The organism is Achromobacter sp. JUb104, from assembly GCF_024806975.1.
Taxonomy (GTDB): Bacteria; Pseudomonadota; Gammaproteobacteria; order Burkholderiales; family Burkholderiaceae_B; genus Achromobacter; species Achromobacter spanius.
On the sequence record NZ_JANUEY010000001.1, the window covers coordinates 1,610,363 to 1,628,181 of the forward strand.

The window sequence follows — 17,819 nt, forward strand, 5'->3', positions numbered from 1 at the left end:
GCGTCGGCTATTGCGGGCGTTCCCAGCCCCCGCCCAAGGCGCGGTAAGACGCAATGGCCGCGCGCGCCGACTCGGTTTGCGCCTGTGCGCTGGCATCGCGGGTGCGTAGCACGGCGCTGTCGGCGTCCAGCACTTCGATCAGGCTGACAATGCCGTTCTGGTAGGCAAGGAATGAGCTTGTGCGCGCCTGCGTCAGCGCGTCCACGCCTTCGGCCAGGTAGCGCGACTGCTGTTCACGTTTGACCAGGGCCGAGAAGGCGTTTTCCACATCTTCGGAAGCGCGCAGCACCGCCAGGCGGTAGGCCGCCAGCGCTTCGGCGTTGCGGCCACGGGCGTTTGCAATGTCGGCTTCGATACGGCCGAAGTCGAACAGGCGCCAGCGCAGGCCAAGCATGCCTTGCATCTGGTTGGCGCTGTCGTTGAACAGGTTGCCGGATAGGGTGGTGGCGGTGCCAAGCACGGCGCCTAGCGAGAATGTTGGGTAGTACTCGGCGATCGCCGCGCCGATACCGGCGTTGGTAGCGGCAAGCTGGCGTTCGGCCGCGATCAGGTCAGGGCGGCGGCGCAGCAGGTCGGCCGGGGTGCCGGTGTCTGCAATGGCGGGCGGCAAGGGGATGGGCGCGCTGGCGGCCAGCAGGGCGCGATTGCTGCCGGGCGGCTCGCCCAGCAGCACGTCCAGCGCGTTCATGGCGGCCGACAGGCCGTCTTCCAGTACGGGCACGGTGGCGCGCACTTCGGCCAGCGCGCCTGTCGACTGATGTACCTGGAGTTCCGCGGCGAGCCCTTTGTCGAATTGCAGTTGCACGGTGGCAAGCAACTGGCTGCGTGTCCGGACCTGTTCACGGGCGATGTCCAGGCGGGTCTGCAATCCACGGATCAAGACGTAGATGTCGGCGGTTTGCGCCGCCACGGCAAGCCGGGCGCCGGCAACGCCGGCTTCGGCGCCTTGGTAGTTGGCAACGGCGACTTCACGTTGGCGTTGCAGGCCGCCGAACAGGTCGACCTCCCAGCCGGCGTTCAAGCCCAGTTCGTAATAGTCGCCATAGCGGTTGTAGTCGGGCGTGGCGTTCAGCAACTGGCCCTGCGGCGTCTCCAGGGACTGGCGCGCACGGGCGGCTTGGCCCGCCACGGCGGCCGAGGGCAGCATCGCGGCGGTGGCGCTGCGCAGACCCGCGCGCGACTGGGCCACGCGCGCCACGGCCTGCGCAATGTCCAGGTTCTGGTCGAGCGCGCGCTCCACCAATTGGGTCAGCAGCGGATCGTGAAACCCTTGCCACCAGACCCGGGTATCAGCGGCGGCCGGCGCCTGACGCGCCTGGATCGCGGCCTGTCCCATAAAATGCGGGGCTGACGCCGTATCGGGCTGCTGATAATCGGGGCCAACAGCACAACCTGCCAGAAGCAAGCTTGAGAGAAACAGCGGCACAGCATGTTTACGGGGCAGCATGACGGGGTCCTGCAAGACAGGTGAAAGAGAAAGTTGGCGCGCGTCGAACGTCCGTACCAGGGTTTGAGACGCGCCCATGCATCGAAAAAAAGATCACGAATAAACCGCGAATGGTGACTATTGTACGATATGGTCATTAGTCGTCAATCGATATAGCCATAAGGTAGCGTTCCTATGTCCGACTCGTCCCAGCAATCCCAAGGCCATCGCGGACCGACCGATCACAGCGTGCGAGACCAGATCGTCCAGGCGGCCAACACGCACTTCAGCCACTATGGCTACGACAAGACCACGGTGTCCGACCTGGCGCGCGAGATCGGCATTTCCAAGGCCTACATCTACAAGTTCTTCGATTCCAAGCAGGCCATCGGCGAGGCCATCTGCACCAACGTGCTGGGCCAGTTGATGGCGGGCGTGGAGCAGGCCATCGCCCAGGCCGAATCGCCCACCGACCGTTTTCGCCGCTTCTTCCTGAGTGCCGTGGAGCTCTCAGCGGAGTTGTTTTTCCAGGACAGGAAGCTCTATGAAATCGCGGCGCATTCCTCACTGGAAAAATGGGCTTCCTCTCAGGCCTACGAACAGCGCATGCGAGCCATCCTGACCGACATCCTGCGCGAAGGAAGAGAGCAGGGCGAGTTCGAGCGCAAGACCCCGCTGGACGAAACCGCGCGGTCGATTTATCTGGTGATGCTGCCCTTCATCAGTCCGCTTTTGCTTCAGTACAACCTGGACCGCTTGCCGGACGCCCCGCGTGAAGTGGCGAGCCTGGTGCTGCGCAGCCTGGCGCCCTGAGTGCTGGAAGTGGGGTCCGATCTGACCCCCGCAAAATCCCATTTAGTGACTATTGACAATATTGGTCATTAGACGCAAACTGCGCGGCAATCCGATTGCCCCAGGGGTGTCTTATGGTTTCTCGTCGTTCTGCCGTCACGGCGATCCCGGCCATCATGGCCGTCTTGTTGACCGGCACATTGGCCGGCGCATTGTCTGGTTGTAGCCCCGGCGCAGCCGATGATCCGCGTACCGGCATACCGCTGGTCAGGGTTGCCACGGTGCAAGCACCAGCCCCGGCGACCCGGGTGTACACCGGCGTGGTGGTGGCGCGGGTGCAAAGCGATCTGGGGTTCCGGGTGAACGGCAAAGTGGCCGAACGCCTGGTCGACACGGGCCAGCAAGTCAAGCGCGGCCAGCCGCTGATGCGGCTGGATCCCACCGACCTGGCCTTGGCGGCACGGGCGCGTTTGCAGGCGGTGCATGCCGCCCGCGCACGCGCTTCGCAAACGGCGGCGGACGAAAAGCGCTATCGCGTCCTGGTGGGCGCGGGCGCGGTGTCGGCATCCGCCTATGACCAGGCCCGCGCCGCGGCCGATACGGCCCAGGCCGATCTCAGCGCGGCGCAGGCGCAGGCCGATGTGGCGCGCAACGAAACGGGTTACGCCACCCTCTACGCCGACGCCGATGGCGTGGTCATGGCCACGTTGGCCGAGCCCGGCCAGGTGGTGACGGCGGGGCAGCCGGTGGTGCGCGTGGCGCGGTCGGGCCAGCGCGAGGCCTTGATTGATCTGCCCGAAACCGTGCGGCCGGCCTTGGGTTCCACCGGCGAAGCCACGCTGTATGGCGGCTCAAGCCAGCCCATTCCGGTGCAACTGCGAGAACTGTCCGACTACGCCGATCCGCGCACGCGCACGTTCGCGGCGCGCTACGTGCTTGACCCCAAGGCCGCGCAAGCGCCGCTGGGCGCCACCATCTCGGTATCGATTGCGGGCGCGCAGGGCAAGCCGGTGTTTCAAGTGCCCCTGGCGGCGCTGCACGATGAGGGCCGTGGGCCGGGTGTCTGGGTCTTGTCGGGCGAGCCCACGCAGGTGCGCTGGCGTGCCGTCACGCTGGCGGGCCTGGGGGAAGAGACCGCCGCCGTCAGCGCGGGCCTGGCCCCGGGCGAGCGCTTCGTGGCGCTGGGCGCGCACCTGTTGCATGAGGGCGAGACGGTGCGCGTGGCCGCGCCGCAGGGCCGGCGCGCGCTGGCCGCCACGGCGGGAGCGGCGCAATGAGCGGGTTCAATATTTCGGCGATCGCGGTGCGCGAGCGCGCCGTCACGCTGTTTCTCATCATCGCGATGTCGGCCGCTGGCATCTTCGCCTTCCTGCAACTGGGGCGGGCGGAAGACCCCAGTTTCACGGTCAAGACGCTGACGGTGGTCACCGCCTGGCCCGGCGCCACGGCGCAGGAGATGCAGGACCTGGTGTCCGAACCGCTGGAAAAGCGGATGCAGGAACTGAAGTGGTACGACCGCACCGAGACCTTCACGCGGCCCGGTCTTGCCTTCATGACGGTGACCTTGAAAGACAGCACGCCGCCTTCGGCCGTGGCCGAAGAGTTCTATCAGGCGCGCAAGAAGCTGGGCGACGAAGCCGCCAAGCTGCCCCCTGGCGTGCTGCCCCCGATGGTGAACGACGAGTATGGCGACGTGACCTTCGCGCTCTACGCCTTGAAGGCGCACGGCGAACCGCAGCGCAAGCAGGTGCGCGAGGCCGAGGAACTGCGGCAGCGCCTGCTCAAGGTGCAAGGGGTGAAGAAGGTCAACATCCTGGGCGAGCGCCCCGAGCGCATCTTCGTGGAGTTCTCCTACGCGCGGCTGGCAACGCTGGGTGTGTCGCCGGGCGAACTCTTTGCCGCGCTCAACGCGCGCAATCAGGTGACGCCGGCGGGCTCGGTGCAGACGCACGGCCAACAGGTGCAAATTCGCCTGGATGGCGCCATTGACGATCTGGAGCAAATTCGCGCAACGCCCATCGTGGTCGGCGGCCGTACCTTGCGCGTGGGCGATGTGGCCGACGTGAAGCGCGGCTATGAAGATCCCGCCACGTTTTTGATCCGCAGCCAGGGCGAACCCGCGTTGATGCTGGGTGTGGTCATGCGCGAAGGCCACAACGGCTTGGAACTGGGCGGCGCGCTTGCGGCCGAGGCCAACGCGATCGCGAAGGATCTGCCGCTGGGCATGAGCTTCACCAAGATCACGGATCAGGCCGTCAACATCGAAGAGGCCTACGACGAGTTCATGCTGAAGTTCTTCGTGGCGCTGGTGGTGGTGATTGTGGTGAGCCTGGTCAGCCTAGGCTGGCGCGTGGGCGTGGTGGTGGCGGCCGCCGTGCCGCTGACGCTTGCCGGGGTGTTCGTCATCATGCTTGCCACGGGCCGCGACTTCGACCGCATCACGCTGGGCGCGCTGATCCTGGCGCTGGGGCTGTTGGTGGACGACGCCATCATCGTGATCGAAACCATGGTCGTGAAGATGGAAGAGGGCATGGACCGCATCGCGGCGGCCACCTACGCCTGGGGCCACACGGCCGCGCCCATGCTTGCGGGCACCTTGGTGACCGCCATCGGCTTGATGCCGGTGGGTTTCGCCAAGTCCACCGCCGGGGAATACGCCGGCAACATCTTCTGGGTCGTGGCGTTCGCGCTGCTGACCTCATGGGTGGTGGCGGTGGTGTTCACGCCTTACATCGGCGTGAAGCTCTTGCCCACGATCAAACCCGTGCAGGGCGGCCATGGGGCCATCTACGGCACGCCCGGTTATCAACGCCTGCGACGTGGCATCGTGTGGGCGGTGGCGCACAAGAAGAAGGTTGCGCTCAGCGTGGTCGGCTTGTTCATCCTGGCGTTCGTCGGGCTGGGCCAGGTCAAGCAGCAGTTCTTTCCGGTGTCCGATCGGCCCGAGGTGCTGCTGGAAGTGCAGATGCCAGAGGGTTCCAGCATCGAAAGCACCACGGCGGCGGTCACGTCGGTGGAAAAATGGCTGGCTCAGCAACCCGAAGCGAAGCTTGTCACCAGCTACATCGGGCAGGGCGCGCCACGCTTCTATCTGGCGATGTCACCAGAACTGCCGGACCCCTCGTTCGCCAAGATCATTGTGCTGACCAGCAGCGAAAAGGACCGCGACGCGCTCAAGCTGCGTGCGCGCCAGGCGGTGGCCGATCAGCTTGCGCCGCAGGCGCGGGTGCGGGTGTCGCAACTGGTGTTCGGGCCGTACTCGCCGTTCCCGGTGGCGTTTCGCGTGGCGGGGCCGCAGGAAGAAACCGTGCGCCAGATCGCGCAACAGGTGCGTCAGGTGATGCAGGAAAACCCGTCGATGCGGCAGGTCAACACCGACTGGGGCGAGCGCGCGCCCACGCTGCATTTCGTGCTGGACCAGGACCGGTTGCGCGCCATCGGCCTGAGCTCCACCGACGCGGCGCAGCAGTTGCAGTTCCTACTGACGGGCATCCCGGTGACGCGGGTGCGCGAAGACATCCGCTCGGTGGAGGTGGTGGCGCGCAGCGCCGGGGCGCAACGCCTGGATCCCGCCGAGATCGGCGCGTTCACGCTGGTGGGATCGTCGGGCCAGCGGGTGCCGCTTGATCAGATCGGCCATACCGAGGTGCGGATGGAAAACCCGATCCAGCGCCGCCGCGACCGCGAGGTCACCATCACCGTGCGCGGCGACGTGGCCGAAGGCGTGCAGCCGCCGGATGTCTCCAAGCAGATCCTGCCCAAGCTGCAACCCATCATCGCGGCGCTGCCGGCCGGCTACCACATCGTGGCGGCGGCCGACCTGGAAGAAGCGGGCAAGGCCAACGCGGCGCTGGCTGCCGTGTTCCCGCTGATGTTCATCCTGATGCTGGTAGTGATCATCTTCCAGGTGCGGTCGATGTCAGCCATGATCATGGTCGTGCTGACCGCGCCGCTTGCGCTGGTGGGGGTGGTGCCGACGCTGCTGCTGTTCAACCAGCCGTTCGGCTTCAACGCCATCCTGGGCATGATCGGTCTGGCCGGCATCATCATGCGCAACACCTTGATCCTGATGGGCCAGATCCATATCAACGAAGAGGAAGGCTTGACGCCGTTCCACGCCGTGGTGGAAGCCACGGTGCAGCGCGCGCGGCCGGTGATCCTGACCTCGTTGGCCGCCGTGCTGGCGTTTATTCCGCTGACGTTCTCGGTGTTCTGGGGGTCGCTGGCCTACACGCTGATCGGCGGCACCATTGGCGGCACGGTATTGACGCTGGTGTTCCTGCCGGCCTTGTACGCCATCTGGTTCCGCATCAACCCGCAGCAGACACCGGCCGTGGAACCCCAGGCGGCCGGCGCCTTGCATCAGCTACACCGCTGACACGTTCCCCGCCGACCCGCCCGTGGCGGCGTCCGGCGGCACCGTCACGATTGAGGTCAATGACGGGTCCGCCGGCTTCAGCGCCGCCAGGTTCGGCCGAGGGCGTTGCAGTTCGGCGTTGCCCGCAAAGGCCTGCTCCATGCCTTGCGCCGCCTGTAGCACTTCGCGGTCGCCTCGGAAGCGCCCGATGATCTGCATGCCAAACGGCATGCCCAGGTGGTCGCTGCCGCAAGGCAGGGTCAGGGCAGGGTGGGTGGTCAGTGTGATCACATACGTGAGCGCCAGCCAGCGGTAGTAGTTTTCCTGGCGGCGGCCGTTGATGGACTCGGCATACAGCTGCGTCCACGGAAACGGCGAGACGGGCGTGGTGGGCGACAGGATCAGGTCGTAGTCGTCGAAGGCGCGCTGGAAACGCTTGATCAAGCGCGTCTGCTCGGCCTGCGCCCAGGCGCAATCCTTCAAGCTCATGGCCGCGCCCATTTCGAAGTTGGCGCGGCTGTTGGGGCCGAGGCTGTTGGGGTCTTTCTCGTAGGCGTCGCGCATGCCGGCCACGAAGGCCTCGGCGCGCAGCACGTCAAAGCAGCGGTGGGCGTCGCCGAAGTCCAGCTCGATGGGGTCGCAGGCGGCGAACAGGTGGCGCATGGCCGCGATCTTGGCGCGGAAGGTGGCACGGATGCCGTCGTCCACGTCGCACACCCCGAAGTCTTCGGTATAGGCCACGCGCAGGCGGCCAAGGTCGGCGGTGCCGGGGGTCAGGAATTGCAGCGGGTCCAGCGGATAGCTGAGCGGGTCGCCGGCGTCCGGGCCGGCACTGGCGGCCATTTGCAGGCAGGCGTCGGCCACCGTGCGGCCCATCGGGCCGACGACGGAAATCGGCGTCCAGCCCAGCAGCTTGCGCACGCTGGGCACCACGCCAGGCGACGGCCGAAAGCCCACCACGCCGCACTTGGATGCCGGAATGCGCAACGAGCCGCCGGTGTCCGACCCGGTGCAAAGCGGGAACATGTCGGTGGCAAGCGCCGCAGCCGAGCCGCCCGAGGAACCGCCCGCATTCAGGTTGGGGTTGAACGGGTTGCCGGTGGCGCCCCACACGGTGTTGCGCGAATTGGCGCCCGCGCCCATTTCGGGCACGTTGGTCTTGGCGGCCACGATGGCGCCGGCGTGGCGCAGGCGCGCCACCAGCGTCACGTCTTCCGTCGGCACATGGTCGCGATAGATCTGCGAACCAAAGGTGGTCAGCAAACCAGCGGTGGGTTCCAGGTCTTTCACGCCCAGCGGCAGGCCGTGCAAGAGGCCCAGCGTGTCGCCCGCCATCACCGCCTGTTCGGCGGCTCGCGCTTCGGCGCGGGCCCGCTCGAACGCGGTGGCGGTCACGGCGTTGATGTAGGGGTTGATTGCCTCGACGCGCGCAATGCACGCCTCCAGCAGTTCCACCGGCGAGAGTTGACGCGCCCCGATCAGGCGCCGCAACTCCACCGCGGACAAGGTGACGAGCGTATCGTCCAGTGCCATGAATGCTTCCTTTAATCGATCGTGATGTTGGCGCGCTGCGCAACATCGCGCATCTGCGGCAGTTCTTTCTGGATCAGCGCTTCGCCCTCGGCGGCGCTGGAGAAGGCCGCTTCAAAGCCCTGCGCCTCAAGGCTCTTGCGCACGTCGGGCGACGCGACCGTGGCGCGCAAGGCGGTTTCAAGCTTGGTCTTCACGTCGGCGGGCAGGCCGCGCGGGGCGGCGACCATCAGCCAGGTGTCCATGGCCACCGACGGATAGCCCTGTTCGGCAAAGGTCGGCACGTCGGGCAGGAAGCTAGACCGCGCGGGAGCCGACACGGCCAGCACGCGCACCTTGCCTTGCTTGCTTTGCGGCAGCGCGGCCGCCACGGTGTCGACCGAGAACGGAATCTGGCCGCCGATCAGGTCGGTCATGGCAGGGGCACTGCCCTTGTAGGGCACGTGGATCATCTGGATACCGGCGGCCGACAGGAAGGCTGCACCGACGAAGTGTGCGGTGGTGCCGGCGCCAAACGACCCATAGGCGGGCGGTTCCTTGCTGCGTTCCTTGGCGTAGGCCACCAGTTCCTTCAGGTTCTTGACCGGCACCTCGGGGTTGGCCAACAGCGCCAAGCCGGTGCGGCCAACAATGCCGATCGGCTCGAAGCTCTTGACCGGGTCGTAAGGCAGCTTTTTCTGAATGGCGGGGTTGACCGTGAAGGTGGTGCCGGAGCTGACAAACAGCGTGTAGCCGTCAGGCGCGGCCTTGGCCACGAAGCCGGCGCCGATGGCGGTGCCTGCCCCGGCGCGGTTTTCCACCACGATGGTCTGGCCCAGTTCCTGGCCGAGCTTTTGCGCGATGACGCGGCCCAGCACGTCGGTGGCGCCACCGGGCGGGAAGGGCACCACCAGGGTCACGGGGCGCGTCGGGTAGGCATTCTGCGCGCTGGCCACGGCGGGGAGGGCGAAGGCGCCGGCCAAGGCGACGGAAAGGGCAATCAAGGGAGTCTTCATGGTCATGCTCGACAAGAGTGGTGGAGGGGCGGCGCGTCTGTCGGCGCCTGGGGAGTTGCCGCGAGTTCTTGCCCGCGGTTCAGAAATCGGTCGTACTCTTCGGCCGGCACGAACAGCCCGCCCGTGGTCCAGGCCAGATGCGTGGCGCGCGGCATGTGTCGCAGCAGCTTATGTTGGCGCAGCCATTGCTGGCCCGCGATGCTGCCCAGCAACAGGCGCGGCCCGGAAAAACCCGCGGCGGCCGACGGCTCGATACGCAAGCCTTCGCTGTCATGCAGGCGTGCCAGGTCGCCGTAGAGCGTGTCGTCCGCCACCGTGTAGACGCCGGCCAGCAAGTGGCCGACCGCGTCATACGCCAGTTCGGACGCGCGCGGCACGGCCAGGCCATCAGCCTCGGTCTGATTGGTCAGCCCAATGTCGTAGACGGACGGCGGCACCGGCACGCCTGGCAATTCGCCATTGCCGGCCATCATGCGCAGCAGAAAGCAGGGCGACTGCACCGGCTCGGCAAAGAAGCAATGCACGTGCGCACCGAACAGCAGCGACAGGCCGAAGGCGATGCCGCCCGGCGCGCCACCCACGCCACACGGCAGGTATACAAACAGCGGATGCTCAGCATCGACCACGATGCCGGCCTGCGCAAGCTGGTCACGCAGCGCCAGGGCGGCGGCTGCATAACCCAGAAACAGCGAGGCCGATCGTTCGTCGTCAACAAAATAGCCGTGCGAATCGGCCTCGACCTGACGGCGGCCGGCCGCCACGGCTTTTTCGTAATCCCCCTGATGTTCGACCACCTCGACGCCGCGAGCGCGCAGGCGCGCCTTCTTCCATTCCTTGGCATCCGAAGACATATGCACGGCGGCACGAAACCCCAGCGCCGACGCGATCACGCCAATCGACAGGCCCAGGTTGCCGGTCGAGCCCACGGCCACCTGGTATTGCGCAAAGCAAGCACGCGCCTCTGGCGTGCCTAGCTTGCGATAGTCATCGCCCGGCGCGATCAAACCGCGTTCCAGCGCCAGCTTCTCGGTGAATTCCAACACTTCATGAATGCCGCCGCGTGCCTTGATCGAACCGGCCACGGGCAAAGCGTGATCGGCCTTCACCCACAGCCGCCCCGATGCCACCGGCAAGCCCAGCGCCTCTTGCATGGCGGCGGCCTCAAGCAGCGGTGATTCGATCACGCCGGCGGATTCTTCCAGTTCCGGAAACAACTGCGCCAGCAACGGCGCAAAACGCGCAAAGCGGTCATGCGCGGCATGTACGTCGGCCAAGCCAAAGGGTGCGGCGGCTAGTGCGGCCGCAGGAGCCGCGCCGTTGTCGGAACGGGTCCACAACGCAGGCCGCGCGGCACGCAGCGCTTGCAAGGACAAAGAGGAAACGGAGGCGTGGGACGGTGGCATGAACACGGTTGCAAAATGAAAAACGTCATCGAACGGTCACATCCTAGGCTCGGCCTTAGCGTTGCGGCAATATGCGTTGTTAGAATTGTTCGTTGCGCTTAACGCAAACCATGGGGAAACCCGATGAACGTGCAAGTCCTGCAAGAAATGGCCGTTCGCTACTTCCTGGAAGTGGCGCGCTGCGGCTCTGTCAGCGTGGCGGCGGAAAAGCTGGAAGTGGCGCCGTCAGCGGTCAGCCGCCAGATTGCACGGCTGGAGCGCGAGCTGGGCACCTTGCTGTTCGAACGCCGATCGCGCGGCATGGTCTTGAACGCCGCCGGCGAATTACTGGCGGCGCACGCCAAGCGCGCGCAGCAGGACGTAGAGCGCGTCAGCGGCGAAATCATGGGCCTGCGCGGTTTGCGCCAGGGGCTGGTGCGGGTCGTCTGTACCGAAGGTTTCGTGCACGACGTGGTGCCGGCCGCCATCGCGGAATTCCGCAAGCAATACGCCGGCATCCGCTTCACGCTGGAGGTGTGTTCGCAGCGCGAGGTGCCGGCGCGGGTGCGCGATGGCGCGGCCGACATCGGCATTACGCTGGGCCTGACCTCGCATCGCGACATGCAAGTTGAACTGCGCATGCCCGCGCCCGTGCGCGCGGTGGTGGCCGCCGACCATCCGCTGGCGCGCCGCGCCGACGTCTCGCTGGCGCAATTGATGGCCTATCCGCTGGCCTTGCCCGACGCCGATTCCACCTTGCGGCAATTGATCGACATCAGTTGCAGCCGCCAGCAATTGCAGTGCGAACCCGTGTTCTCAAGTCGCAGCGTCGACGCGCTGGTGGCCTTTGCCGGGGCAGGCGGCGGCGTGGCGTTCTGCGGCGAACTGGCCATCCGCTATCGGCTGCGCGGCAAGCAAGTGGTGGCCGTGCCGCTGCGCGACCGCGAAATGAACGAACGCCACTTTGAAGTGCAGACGCTGGCCGGCCGTGTGCTGCCGGAAGCGGCCAAGGCGTTCATCGCCAGCCTGCGCACGCAGTTGAATGCGGAATGACCCTATAGGCACACGCCGCGCCAGGCGTATGATTTCAGCCAGAGGATCAGCACCGGCCTGACGGCGGGCAGCCAGCCCGCGCGCCAGCCTTGCCTATCACGGCTTCGCATCGTCCCATCCGCTTTCCTTGCGCTGGGGCGCACAGGCGTCGCGCCATGAACCATCCGCTGCTTGCTGCCTGCTTCGGATCACCGCCGGGTGATCACGATTTCAAGGTATTCACTGGGCACCACCATCGTCGCGTCGCCAGAGCGATTGAACCGGTCTATTTGCGCCAGCAGATCGCTTTCCAGAGCGGCTTGCGCGGCAGGCTCCAGCATGGAAAACGCCTTGAGGACCGGGCCGTAATAGCTTCTGAATATCTGCACAAAATGCGCTGGCGAAAGATAGCGGAACACGAAGTGCCGCGCTTCCACCTGGATCGCCGAGGCGTGCGCGCCGAACATCTCGTCGATGCGCGCCCGGGTGCCCCACAGCGCGGGCGATTTGACGCCGGCCGGTGGCGGCACATGCTTGCCGATGGTCTTGAAGATCTGGCCCACGAAGCTTTCCGGCGTCCAATTGGCCAAGCCGATCTTGCCGCCCGGACGGCACACGCGGATCATTTCGGCGGCGGCCTTGTCCTGATCGGGCGTGAACATCACGCCGAAGGTGGAAACCACGGCGTCAAAGCTGCCTGGCGCGAAGGGCAGGGCTTCGGCATCGGCTTCCTGGAACTCAATCTTCAGCCGATCGGCGGCGGCGCGTTCGCGGCCACGGCTAAGCAACGCGGGCACATAGTCGGTCGACGTCACCTCGCACCAACGCCGTGCGGCGGCCAGCGACGCGTTGCCGTTGCCGGCCGCCACATCAAGCACTTTCTGGCCGGCGCGCACATCAAGGGCTTCGCACAGCTGCTCGCCCACGATCTGAAGCGTGGTGCCAATAACGGCATAGTCTCCGGAAGACCAGGTGGCTTGCTGCCGGGTCTTCACGGCGGCAAGGGTGGGCGGGGGGGAGGCCTGGGCGGGAGTTTGCGCGGGAGCCTGTGCTTCGGGAACAGCGGCAATATCGGATGCGGACATGGTCTGTCTCCATCAATACAAGGAAAAAGCACCGGCGGATATCGCCGGCACGGTGCCGATGCAAGGGCAGGGGCCAAACGGCTTGCGCGGTTCGTGCAATCGGTACTCAACCGTAGAGCGGGCGCGTGGAGGCTAGCGTGGTAGCCGGCGTGGAATCCCAGGCGGCTGGCGGGGAGGGATTTCCCGAGGTAAGCACCATCCGTATTCAACTGCTGGGGCCAACAGCCATCAGCAGGGCGGGTCAGCCTGTGCCGTTGCCGCCATCTCGCAAGCTGCGTGCGCTGGTGGCCTACCTGGCGCTGGCCTCGCACCCCGTTTCCCGCGCGCATCTGTGTGAGCTGCTCTGGGACATCCCGAATGATCCGCGCGGTGAACTTCGCTGGTGTCTCAGCAAGGCAAGAACCTTGTTGGACGATCCGGGCCACCCCCGCGTCCAGGCGGCGCAAGACAGCGTCACGCTGGACCTGCACGATTGCCGTGTGGATGTGGTCGACATCGAACAGGCGATGCGGCAGGGCATCAATAACGTCGGCACGGAGCGGCTACGCATGTTGGCGGCGCTGTTTGCCGGAGATTTCCTGGACGGATTGCTGATCCGATCCTGCCCAATGTTCGATAGCTGGCTGGTGGCGCAACGGCGGCGGTTCAGAGCCTGCCAGGTGGCGGTGCTGGAACACCTGGCGACGACGTTGCCCGACGGATCCGAAGAACGCTACGACTGCCTGGACAAGTGGCTGCGGCTTGCTCCCTTCGACCGGCACGCGCATGTGTTGATGCTGCAATCGCTTAACGCGCGTCAGCAGCTACGCGAAGGCGAAGAGCACCTGGCCGCCGCGATCCGCGCGTTTGAAGACGAAGGGCTGGATTGGCGTCCGTTGCGGGATGAATGGCGGCAGTTACGGCTGGCGCCGGCTGAGTTCCCCAGGTCGCCAGATTTGCCTAAGTCGCCGGCGACGCACGAGCCCCCTGAGCCGTCGGCAGCGCCCGGCATCGCCGCGCTTGCCGCATCGCCAGAAGGGGGCAAGGCCCAAACCCGACGCGCCTCGATCGCGGTCATGCCTTTCACAGACGCATCGGCACGCAACGGTGTGCGGGGAGGGCTGGGCGATGGCTTGGCCTACGACATCATCACCCGCCTGGCCAAGCTGCGTAGCCTGTTCGTCATTGCCCAGGGCACCGTCTTCGCCCTGGACCAGCGCAGCGTCGGGCCGGAAGAGGCCGGTCGAACGTTGAATGTGGACTTCGTGGTCAGCGGCATGTTGCGCCGGCATGCGAAGCGGATCATCGTTGACGTGGCGCTTGTCCAAGCCCGGACCGCCCGCATCGTGTGGGCAGAAACCTTCGATCACGCAGTGGACGACGCCTTTGTGGCGCTGGACGAGATCGGCAACCGGATCGTTGCCTCGGTCGAGATCGAAGTTGAATCCGCCGAGCGCGAGCGCGCCATCCTCACGCCACCCAATTCGCTGGACGCCTGGTCGGCGCACCATCGCGGCCTGTGGCACATGTACCGCTTTAACCAAGTTGACAACGCGCAGGCAAGACGTTTCTTCCAGATGGCGGTGCGGCTGGACCCGACGTATTCCCGCGCGTACGCCGGGCTGTCGTTCACGCATTGGCAGGACGCTTTCCAACGCTGGGGCGAGCAGAACCCGGCTATGGATCTGGCGTACCAAGCCGCAAGCCAGAGCTTGACCGCCGACGACCGGGATCCCGCCGCGCATTGGGCCATGGGCCGGGCGCTGTGGCTGCGCGGCAGCCAGGACCCATCGCTGGCGGAATTGCAGCGAGCGGTAGACCTAAGCCCGAATTTTGCGCTGGGGCACTACACCTTGGGCTTCGTCCATTGCCAGTCGGGCGACGCGCAGGCGGCGATCGGGTCGGCCGATCATTCCCGCCATCTGAGCCCGTTTGATCCCTTGATGTTCGGCATGCTGGCCGTGCGTGCGTTGGCGCTGGTCCGATTGGGGCGCGTTGAGGAAGCCGCCGATTGGGGCGTGAAGGCGGCCATGCGTCCAAATGCGCACCTGCACATCTTGGCGATCGCCGCGCATTGTTTGGCGCTGGCCGAGAGGCAGGACGAGGCGCTGGGGTTTGTGGCCTTGATTCATCAGGCAAATCCCGCGTATCGGGTGGCGGATTTGTTGAACGCGTTCCGGTTGACGACGGATGCGGAGGGCTTGTTCAGACTAGCGGCAATGAAGATCGGCTTGGCTTAATGGAAATCGCATAATGTGTATTATGTAAAGTGACAAATAGACGAAGCCCTGCCCATATCCCAGCCGCAAGCTGTCATCCAACGCTATCTATCCGTAATCAACCCCGCCAGCAACGTCTTGCTCACACCAGAACCTTCCGCCTTGCACTCGTCCCGGACCTGGCCCGCCTGATCCCCAACCGAATCTGCTTTTCAACCTCCAGCACCGCAAACAACACCACGCCGACGCCCACGATCAACACCCCATCCCACACCGGCACCGACTCCGTGCCGAAGATGACCTGCATCGGCGGCAAGTACGTCACCGCGAACTGCGCGGCCGTCACGGCTATCACCATCGCCCAGACCACCTTCGTACCCGCCACGGCTTTCCACGTCAGCGACGTCCCGTAGATGTTCCGAACGAAGAACAGATGGAAGATTTCCATAACCACTAGCGTGTTGAACGCCATGGTGTGCGCCAGCCCCATCGAGTAGCCGCTTGCCGTGGCGTAGTGAAAGATGCCGAACACGGCGATCAGGAACAACACGCTTACCAGCAAGATGTGCCAAGCCAGTTCGCCGCCGATCAGCGGTGTGCTGGGCGCGCGCGGGGGCCGGCGCATGGTGTTTTCTTCCGTGGGTTCAAAGGCCAAGGCCAGCCCCAGCGTGACCCCGGTCACCAGGTTGACCCAAAGAATCTGGATCGGCGTGACAGGCAGGCTGGTGCCGACCAGCAGCGCCACGATCACCGTCAAGGCTTCACCGGTGTTAGTGGGCAGCGTCCAGCTAACCACTTTCTTGATGTTGTCGTAGACGGTTCGGCCTTCGCGCACGGCGGCGACGATGGACGCGAAGTTCTCGTCTACCAGCACCAGTTCAGCCGCTTCCTTGGCGGCCTCACTGCCCTTCTCTCCCATGGCGATGCCCACGTCGGCGCGGCGTAGCGCCGGGGCGTCGTTGACGCCGTCGCCGGTCATCGCAACGATCATGCCTTGCGATTGCAGGGCCATGACCAGGCGCAGCTTATGTTCGGGGCTGGTGCGGGCAAAGATGTCGCAGTCCTGGGCCGCCTGCCGCAACGCGGCGTCGCTCAGGCCGTCCAGGTCGGCGCCGGTCAACACGGTGTGGGTGTCTTGCAGGCCGATCTGCGCGCCGATGGCGGCGGCGGTCTTGGCGTGGTCGCCGGTAATCATCTTGACGCGGATGCCGGCCTCTCGGCAGGCGCGTACCGCCTCGATGGCCTCGGCCCTGGGCGGGTCGATCATTCCCACCATGCCCAGCAGCGTCAAGGTTCCGTCGACATCGCTGTTCTCAAGCACGGTATGCGTGGGCTTCATGGACCGCACCGCAAACCCAAGCAGGCGTTGGCCGCTGGCGGCGATGCGGTCGGATTCCGCGTGCCAATACGCAGTGTTCAGCGGTTCGACACCGCCATCGTTGGCGCGCTGGTGGGCGCACATGGCCAGGATGCGTTCCGGCGCGCCCTTCACATAGATGAACGCTCGGCGCTCATGGTCGTGGCACAGCGTTGCCATGAAGCGCGTCTGCGAATCGAAGGCGATCGCGTCCGTGCGCGTCCAGCCCGCCCGAAGCTTCTGGACGTCCGCGCCGGCTTTCTCTGCAAACGCCAGCAGCGCGCCTTCCATCGGGTCGCCCTCGACCACCCAAGCGCCATCATGCTGACGCAGCGCGGCGTCGTTGCACAGCGTGCCGGCGCGTGCCAGTTCCTGCAACACGCCATGGTTTGACGCCTCTACGGCCGCGCCGTCAAGCAGGATGCTTCCTTTGGGTTCGTAGCCCACGCCGTCCAGCGCCAAGACGTGTTGCGGGGTCAAGACGGTGGCCACGACCATTTCATTGCGGGTCAAAGTGCCGGTCTTGTCGGTGCAGATGACGGACACGGCGCCTATCGTTTCAATGGCGGGCAGGCGCCGCACGATGGTGTTGCGCTGGGCCATTGCCTGCACGCCGATGGCCAGCGTGATGGTCAGCACGGCCGGCAGCCCTTCCGGAATGGCGGCAACCGACAGGCCGACCACCGCCATGAACAGTTCGGTGAATTCGTAGCCATGGACGAAGTAGCCATGCACCAGCAGCAGCGCGGCAACGGCAAGGATCACGGCGGTCAGCCACCTGCCAAAGCCATCCATTTGCTTGACCAGGGGCGTGGTCAGCGTTTGCACCGTGTCCAGCAGTGTGCTGATCCGCCCGATTTCCGTTTGCAAGCCGGTTGCCACCACTACCCCTCTGCCCTGCCCGGCTGCCACCAACGTGCCGCAATAGGCCATGGGCGATCGGTCGCCCAACGCCGCGTCGGTGGCGAGGGGGTTCGTGTGCTTTTCCACGGGCACGGATTCCCCGGTCAGCACGGCTTCCTGTACCCGCAGGGAATGCGCCGCCAGCAGGCGTATATCCGCCGGAACGCGGTCGCCCGCCTCCAGCAGCACGATATCGCCAGGCACCAGGGTCTCGCCCGAGATGCTGCGGCGCTCGCCATCGCGCAACACATTCGCGCGCGGAGCCAGCATCTGGCGGATGGACGTCATGGCCTTCTCTGCCTTGCCTTCCTGAATAAAACCGATGGCGGCGTTTGCCAGGACAACGGCCAGGATGACGCCGGTGTCGACGCCATGTCCCAGAAACGCGGTGATGGCGGCCGAGCCCAGCAGCACGTAGATAAGAACGTTGTGGAACTGTGCAAGGAAGCGGCTGAGCATGCCGCGCTGGCGTGCAACCGGCAGCCGGTTGGGGCCGAAGGTGGCCAGTCTGGATTCGGCTTCGGCCTGGTCCAAGCCTTTGGGCGTGGCCTTCAAATCGGCCAACACCGCGTCGCCCGCTTGGGCGTGCCAGGGGGAACCGTTCTGTTCTTGCGCGGCGTCTTGCATGGGTGGATTTCCTGTGCCGGGGTAGGGCCTTCCGGGGTACGGCCATCCGGGGTACGGCCCCCCAAGCATCGCACGGCCAGCTTGAAGAAGATTGATGTGGATCAACACCGTGCTTGAAGGCTGGATCATGCTGAT

General features: G+C 65.7%; 11 protein-coding genes. 5 read left to right on the forward strand and 6 right to left on the reverse strand.

Annotation, left to right across the window (positions count from 1 at the left end; translation table 11 throughout):
• Window positions 1–7: 7 nt before the first annotated feature.
• Window positions 8–1,447 (reverse strand): efflux transporter outer membrane subunit, encoded by a 1,440-nt coding sequence (locus tag M2361_RS07225; RefSeq protein WP_259247419.1) that lies wholly within the window; start codon window positions 1,445–1,447, stop codon window positions 8–10.
• A 174-nt stretch (window positions 1,448–1,621) separates the two neighbouring features.
• On the opposite strand from M2361_RS07225, the gene M2361_RS07230 reads away from it, so the two are divergent.
• The 3 genes from M2361_RS07230 (at window position 1,622) to M2361_RS07240 (ending at window position 6,596) form a co-directional block, all read left to right on the forward strand.
• Complete coding sequence (locus M2361_RS07230) at window positions 1,622–2,239, forward strand: TetR/AcrR family transcriptional regulator (RefSeq protein WP_259247420.1); 618 nt, start codon at window positions 1,622–1,624, stop codon at window positions 2,237–2,239.
• Window positions 2,240–2,352: 113 nt separating this feature from the next.
• On the forward strand, window positions 2,353–3,495 hold the full coding sequence (locus M2361_RS07235) for an efflux RND transporter periplasmic adaptor subunit (RefSeq protein ID WP_259247421.1): 1,143 nt from the start codon (window positions 2,353–2,355) through the stop codon (window positions 3,493–3,495).
• Entirely contained in the window at window positions 3,492–6,596 is a 3,105-nt protein-coding gene (locus M2361_RS07240; RefSeq protein WP_259247422.1) for an efflux RND transporter permease subunit, read from the forward strand. Before M2361_RS07235 ends, M2361_RS07240 begins: the two co-directional genes overlap by 4 nt.
• Here M2361_RS07240 and M2361_RS07245 read toward each other — a convergent pair.
• From M2361_RS07245 to M2361_RS07255, 3 genes are read right to left on the reverse strand one after another with little or no spacing between them, the layout of a single operon-like run.
• Complete coding sequence (locus M2361_RS07245) at window positions 6,585–8,108, reverse strand: amidase (RefSeq protein WP_259247423.1); 1,524 nt, start codon at window positions 8,106–8,108, stop codon at window positions 6,585–6,587. The genes M2361_RS07240 and M2361_RS07245 overlap by 12 nt on opposite strands.
• 11 nt (window positions 8,109–8,119) lie before the next feature.
• A complete protein-coding gene (locus M2361_RS07250; RefSeq protein ID WP_259247424.1) occupies window positions 8,120–9,106 on the reverse strand; it encodes a tripartite tricarboxylate transporter substrate binding protein in 987 nt (328 codons plus the stop codon).
• Window positions 9,103–10,503, reverse strand: a complete 1,401-nt coding sequence (locus M2361_RS07255) for a D-serine ammonia-lyase (RefSeq protein WP_259247425.1) — start codon at window positions 10,501–10,503, stop codon at window positions 9,103–9,105. The genes M2361_RS07250 and M2361_RS07255 overlap by 4 nt, the downstream gene beginning before the upstream one ends.
• A gap of 123 nt (window positions 10,504–10,626) precedes the next feature.
• Between M2361_RS07255 and M2361_RS07260 the strand changes: the two genes are divergently transcribed.
• On the forward strand, window positions 10,627–11,535 hold the full coding sequence (locus M2361_RS07260; protein ID WP_259247426.1) for a LysR family transcriptional regulator: 909 nt from the start codon (window positions 10,627–10,629) through the stop codon (window positions 11,533–11,535).
• A gap of 188 nt (window positions 11,536–11,723) precedes the next feature.
• Here the strand turns inward: M2361_RS07260 and M2361_RS07265 are convergent, their stop codons facing one another.
• Window positions 11,724–12,599 carry a class I SAM-dependent methyltransferase gene (locus M2361_RS07265; RefSeq protein ID WP_259247427.1) on the reverse strand — a complete coding sequence of 292 codons (876 nt, stop codon included), beginning with the start codon at window positions 12,597–12,599 and terminating at the stop codon, window positions 11,724–11,726.
• Window positions 12,600–12,724: 125 nt separating this feature from the next.
• On the opposite strand from M2361_RS07265, the gene M2361_RS07270 reads away from it, so the two are divergent.
• Window positions 12,725–14,818, forward strand: a complete 2,094-nt coding sequence (locus M2361_RS07270; protein ID WP_259247428.1) for a transcriptional regulator — start codon at window positions 12,725–12,727, stop codon at window positions 14,816–14,818.
• A 121-nt stretch (window positions 14,819–14,939) separates the two neighbouring features.
• Here M2361_RS07270 and M2361_RS07275 read toward each other — a convergent pair whose 3' ends face one another.
• Entirely contained in the window at window positions 14,940–17,684 is a 2,745-nt protein-coding gene (locus tag M2361_RS07275) for a cation-transporting P-type ATPase (protein ID WP_259247429.1), read from the reverse strand.
• Window positions 17,685–17,819: the final 135 nt, after the last annotated feature.

Excerpts from the sequence above, each read along its gene's own strand:
- M2361_RS07225 (WP_259247419.1), bottom strand. The coding sequence starts at position 1,447 with ATGCTGCCCCGTAAACATGCTGTGCCGCTGTTTCTCTCAAGCTTGCTT.
- M2361_RS07230 (WP_259247420.1), top strand. The coding sequence starts at position 1,622 with ATGTCCGACTCGTCCCAGCAATCCCAAGGCCATCGCGGACCGACCGAT.
- M2361_RS07235 (WP_259247421.1), top strand. The coding sequence starts at position 2,353 with ATGGTTTCTCGTCGTTCTGCCGTCACGGCGATCCCGGCCATCATGGCC.
- M2361_RS07240 (WP_259247422.1), top strand. The coding sequence starts at position 3,492 with ATGAGCGGGTTCAATATTTCGGCGATCGCGGTGCGCGAGCGCGCCGTC.
- M2361_RS07245 (WP_259247423.1), bottom strand. The coding sequence starts at position 8,108 with ATGGCACTGGACGATACGCTCGTCACCTTGTCCGCGGTGGAGTTGCGG.
- M2361_RS07250 (WP_259247424.1), bottom strand. The coding sequence starts at position 9,106 with ATGACCATGAAGACTCCCTTGATTGCCCTTTCCGTCGCCTTGGCCGGC.
- M2361_RS07255 (WP_259247425.1), bottom strand. The coding sequence starts at position 10,503 with ATGCCACCGTCCCACGCCTCCGTTTCCTCTTTGTCCTTGCAAGCGCTG.
- M2361_RS07260 (WP_259247426.1), top strand. The coding sequence starts at position 10,627 with ATGAACGTGCAAGTCCTGCAAGAAATGGCCGTTCGCTACTTCCTGGAA.
- M2361_RS07265 (WP_259247427.1), bottom strand. The coding sequence starts at position 12,599 with ATGTCCGCATCCGATATTGCCGCTGTTCCCGAAGCACAGGCTCCCGCG.
- M2361_RS07275 (WP_259247429.1), bottom strand. The coding sequence starts at position 17,684 with ATGCAAGACGCCGCGCAAGAACAGAACGGTTCCCCCTGGCACGCCCAA.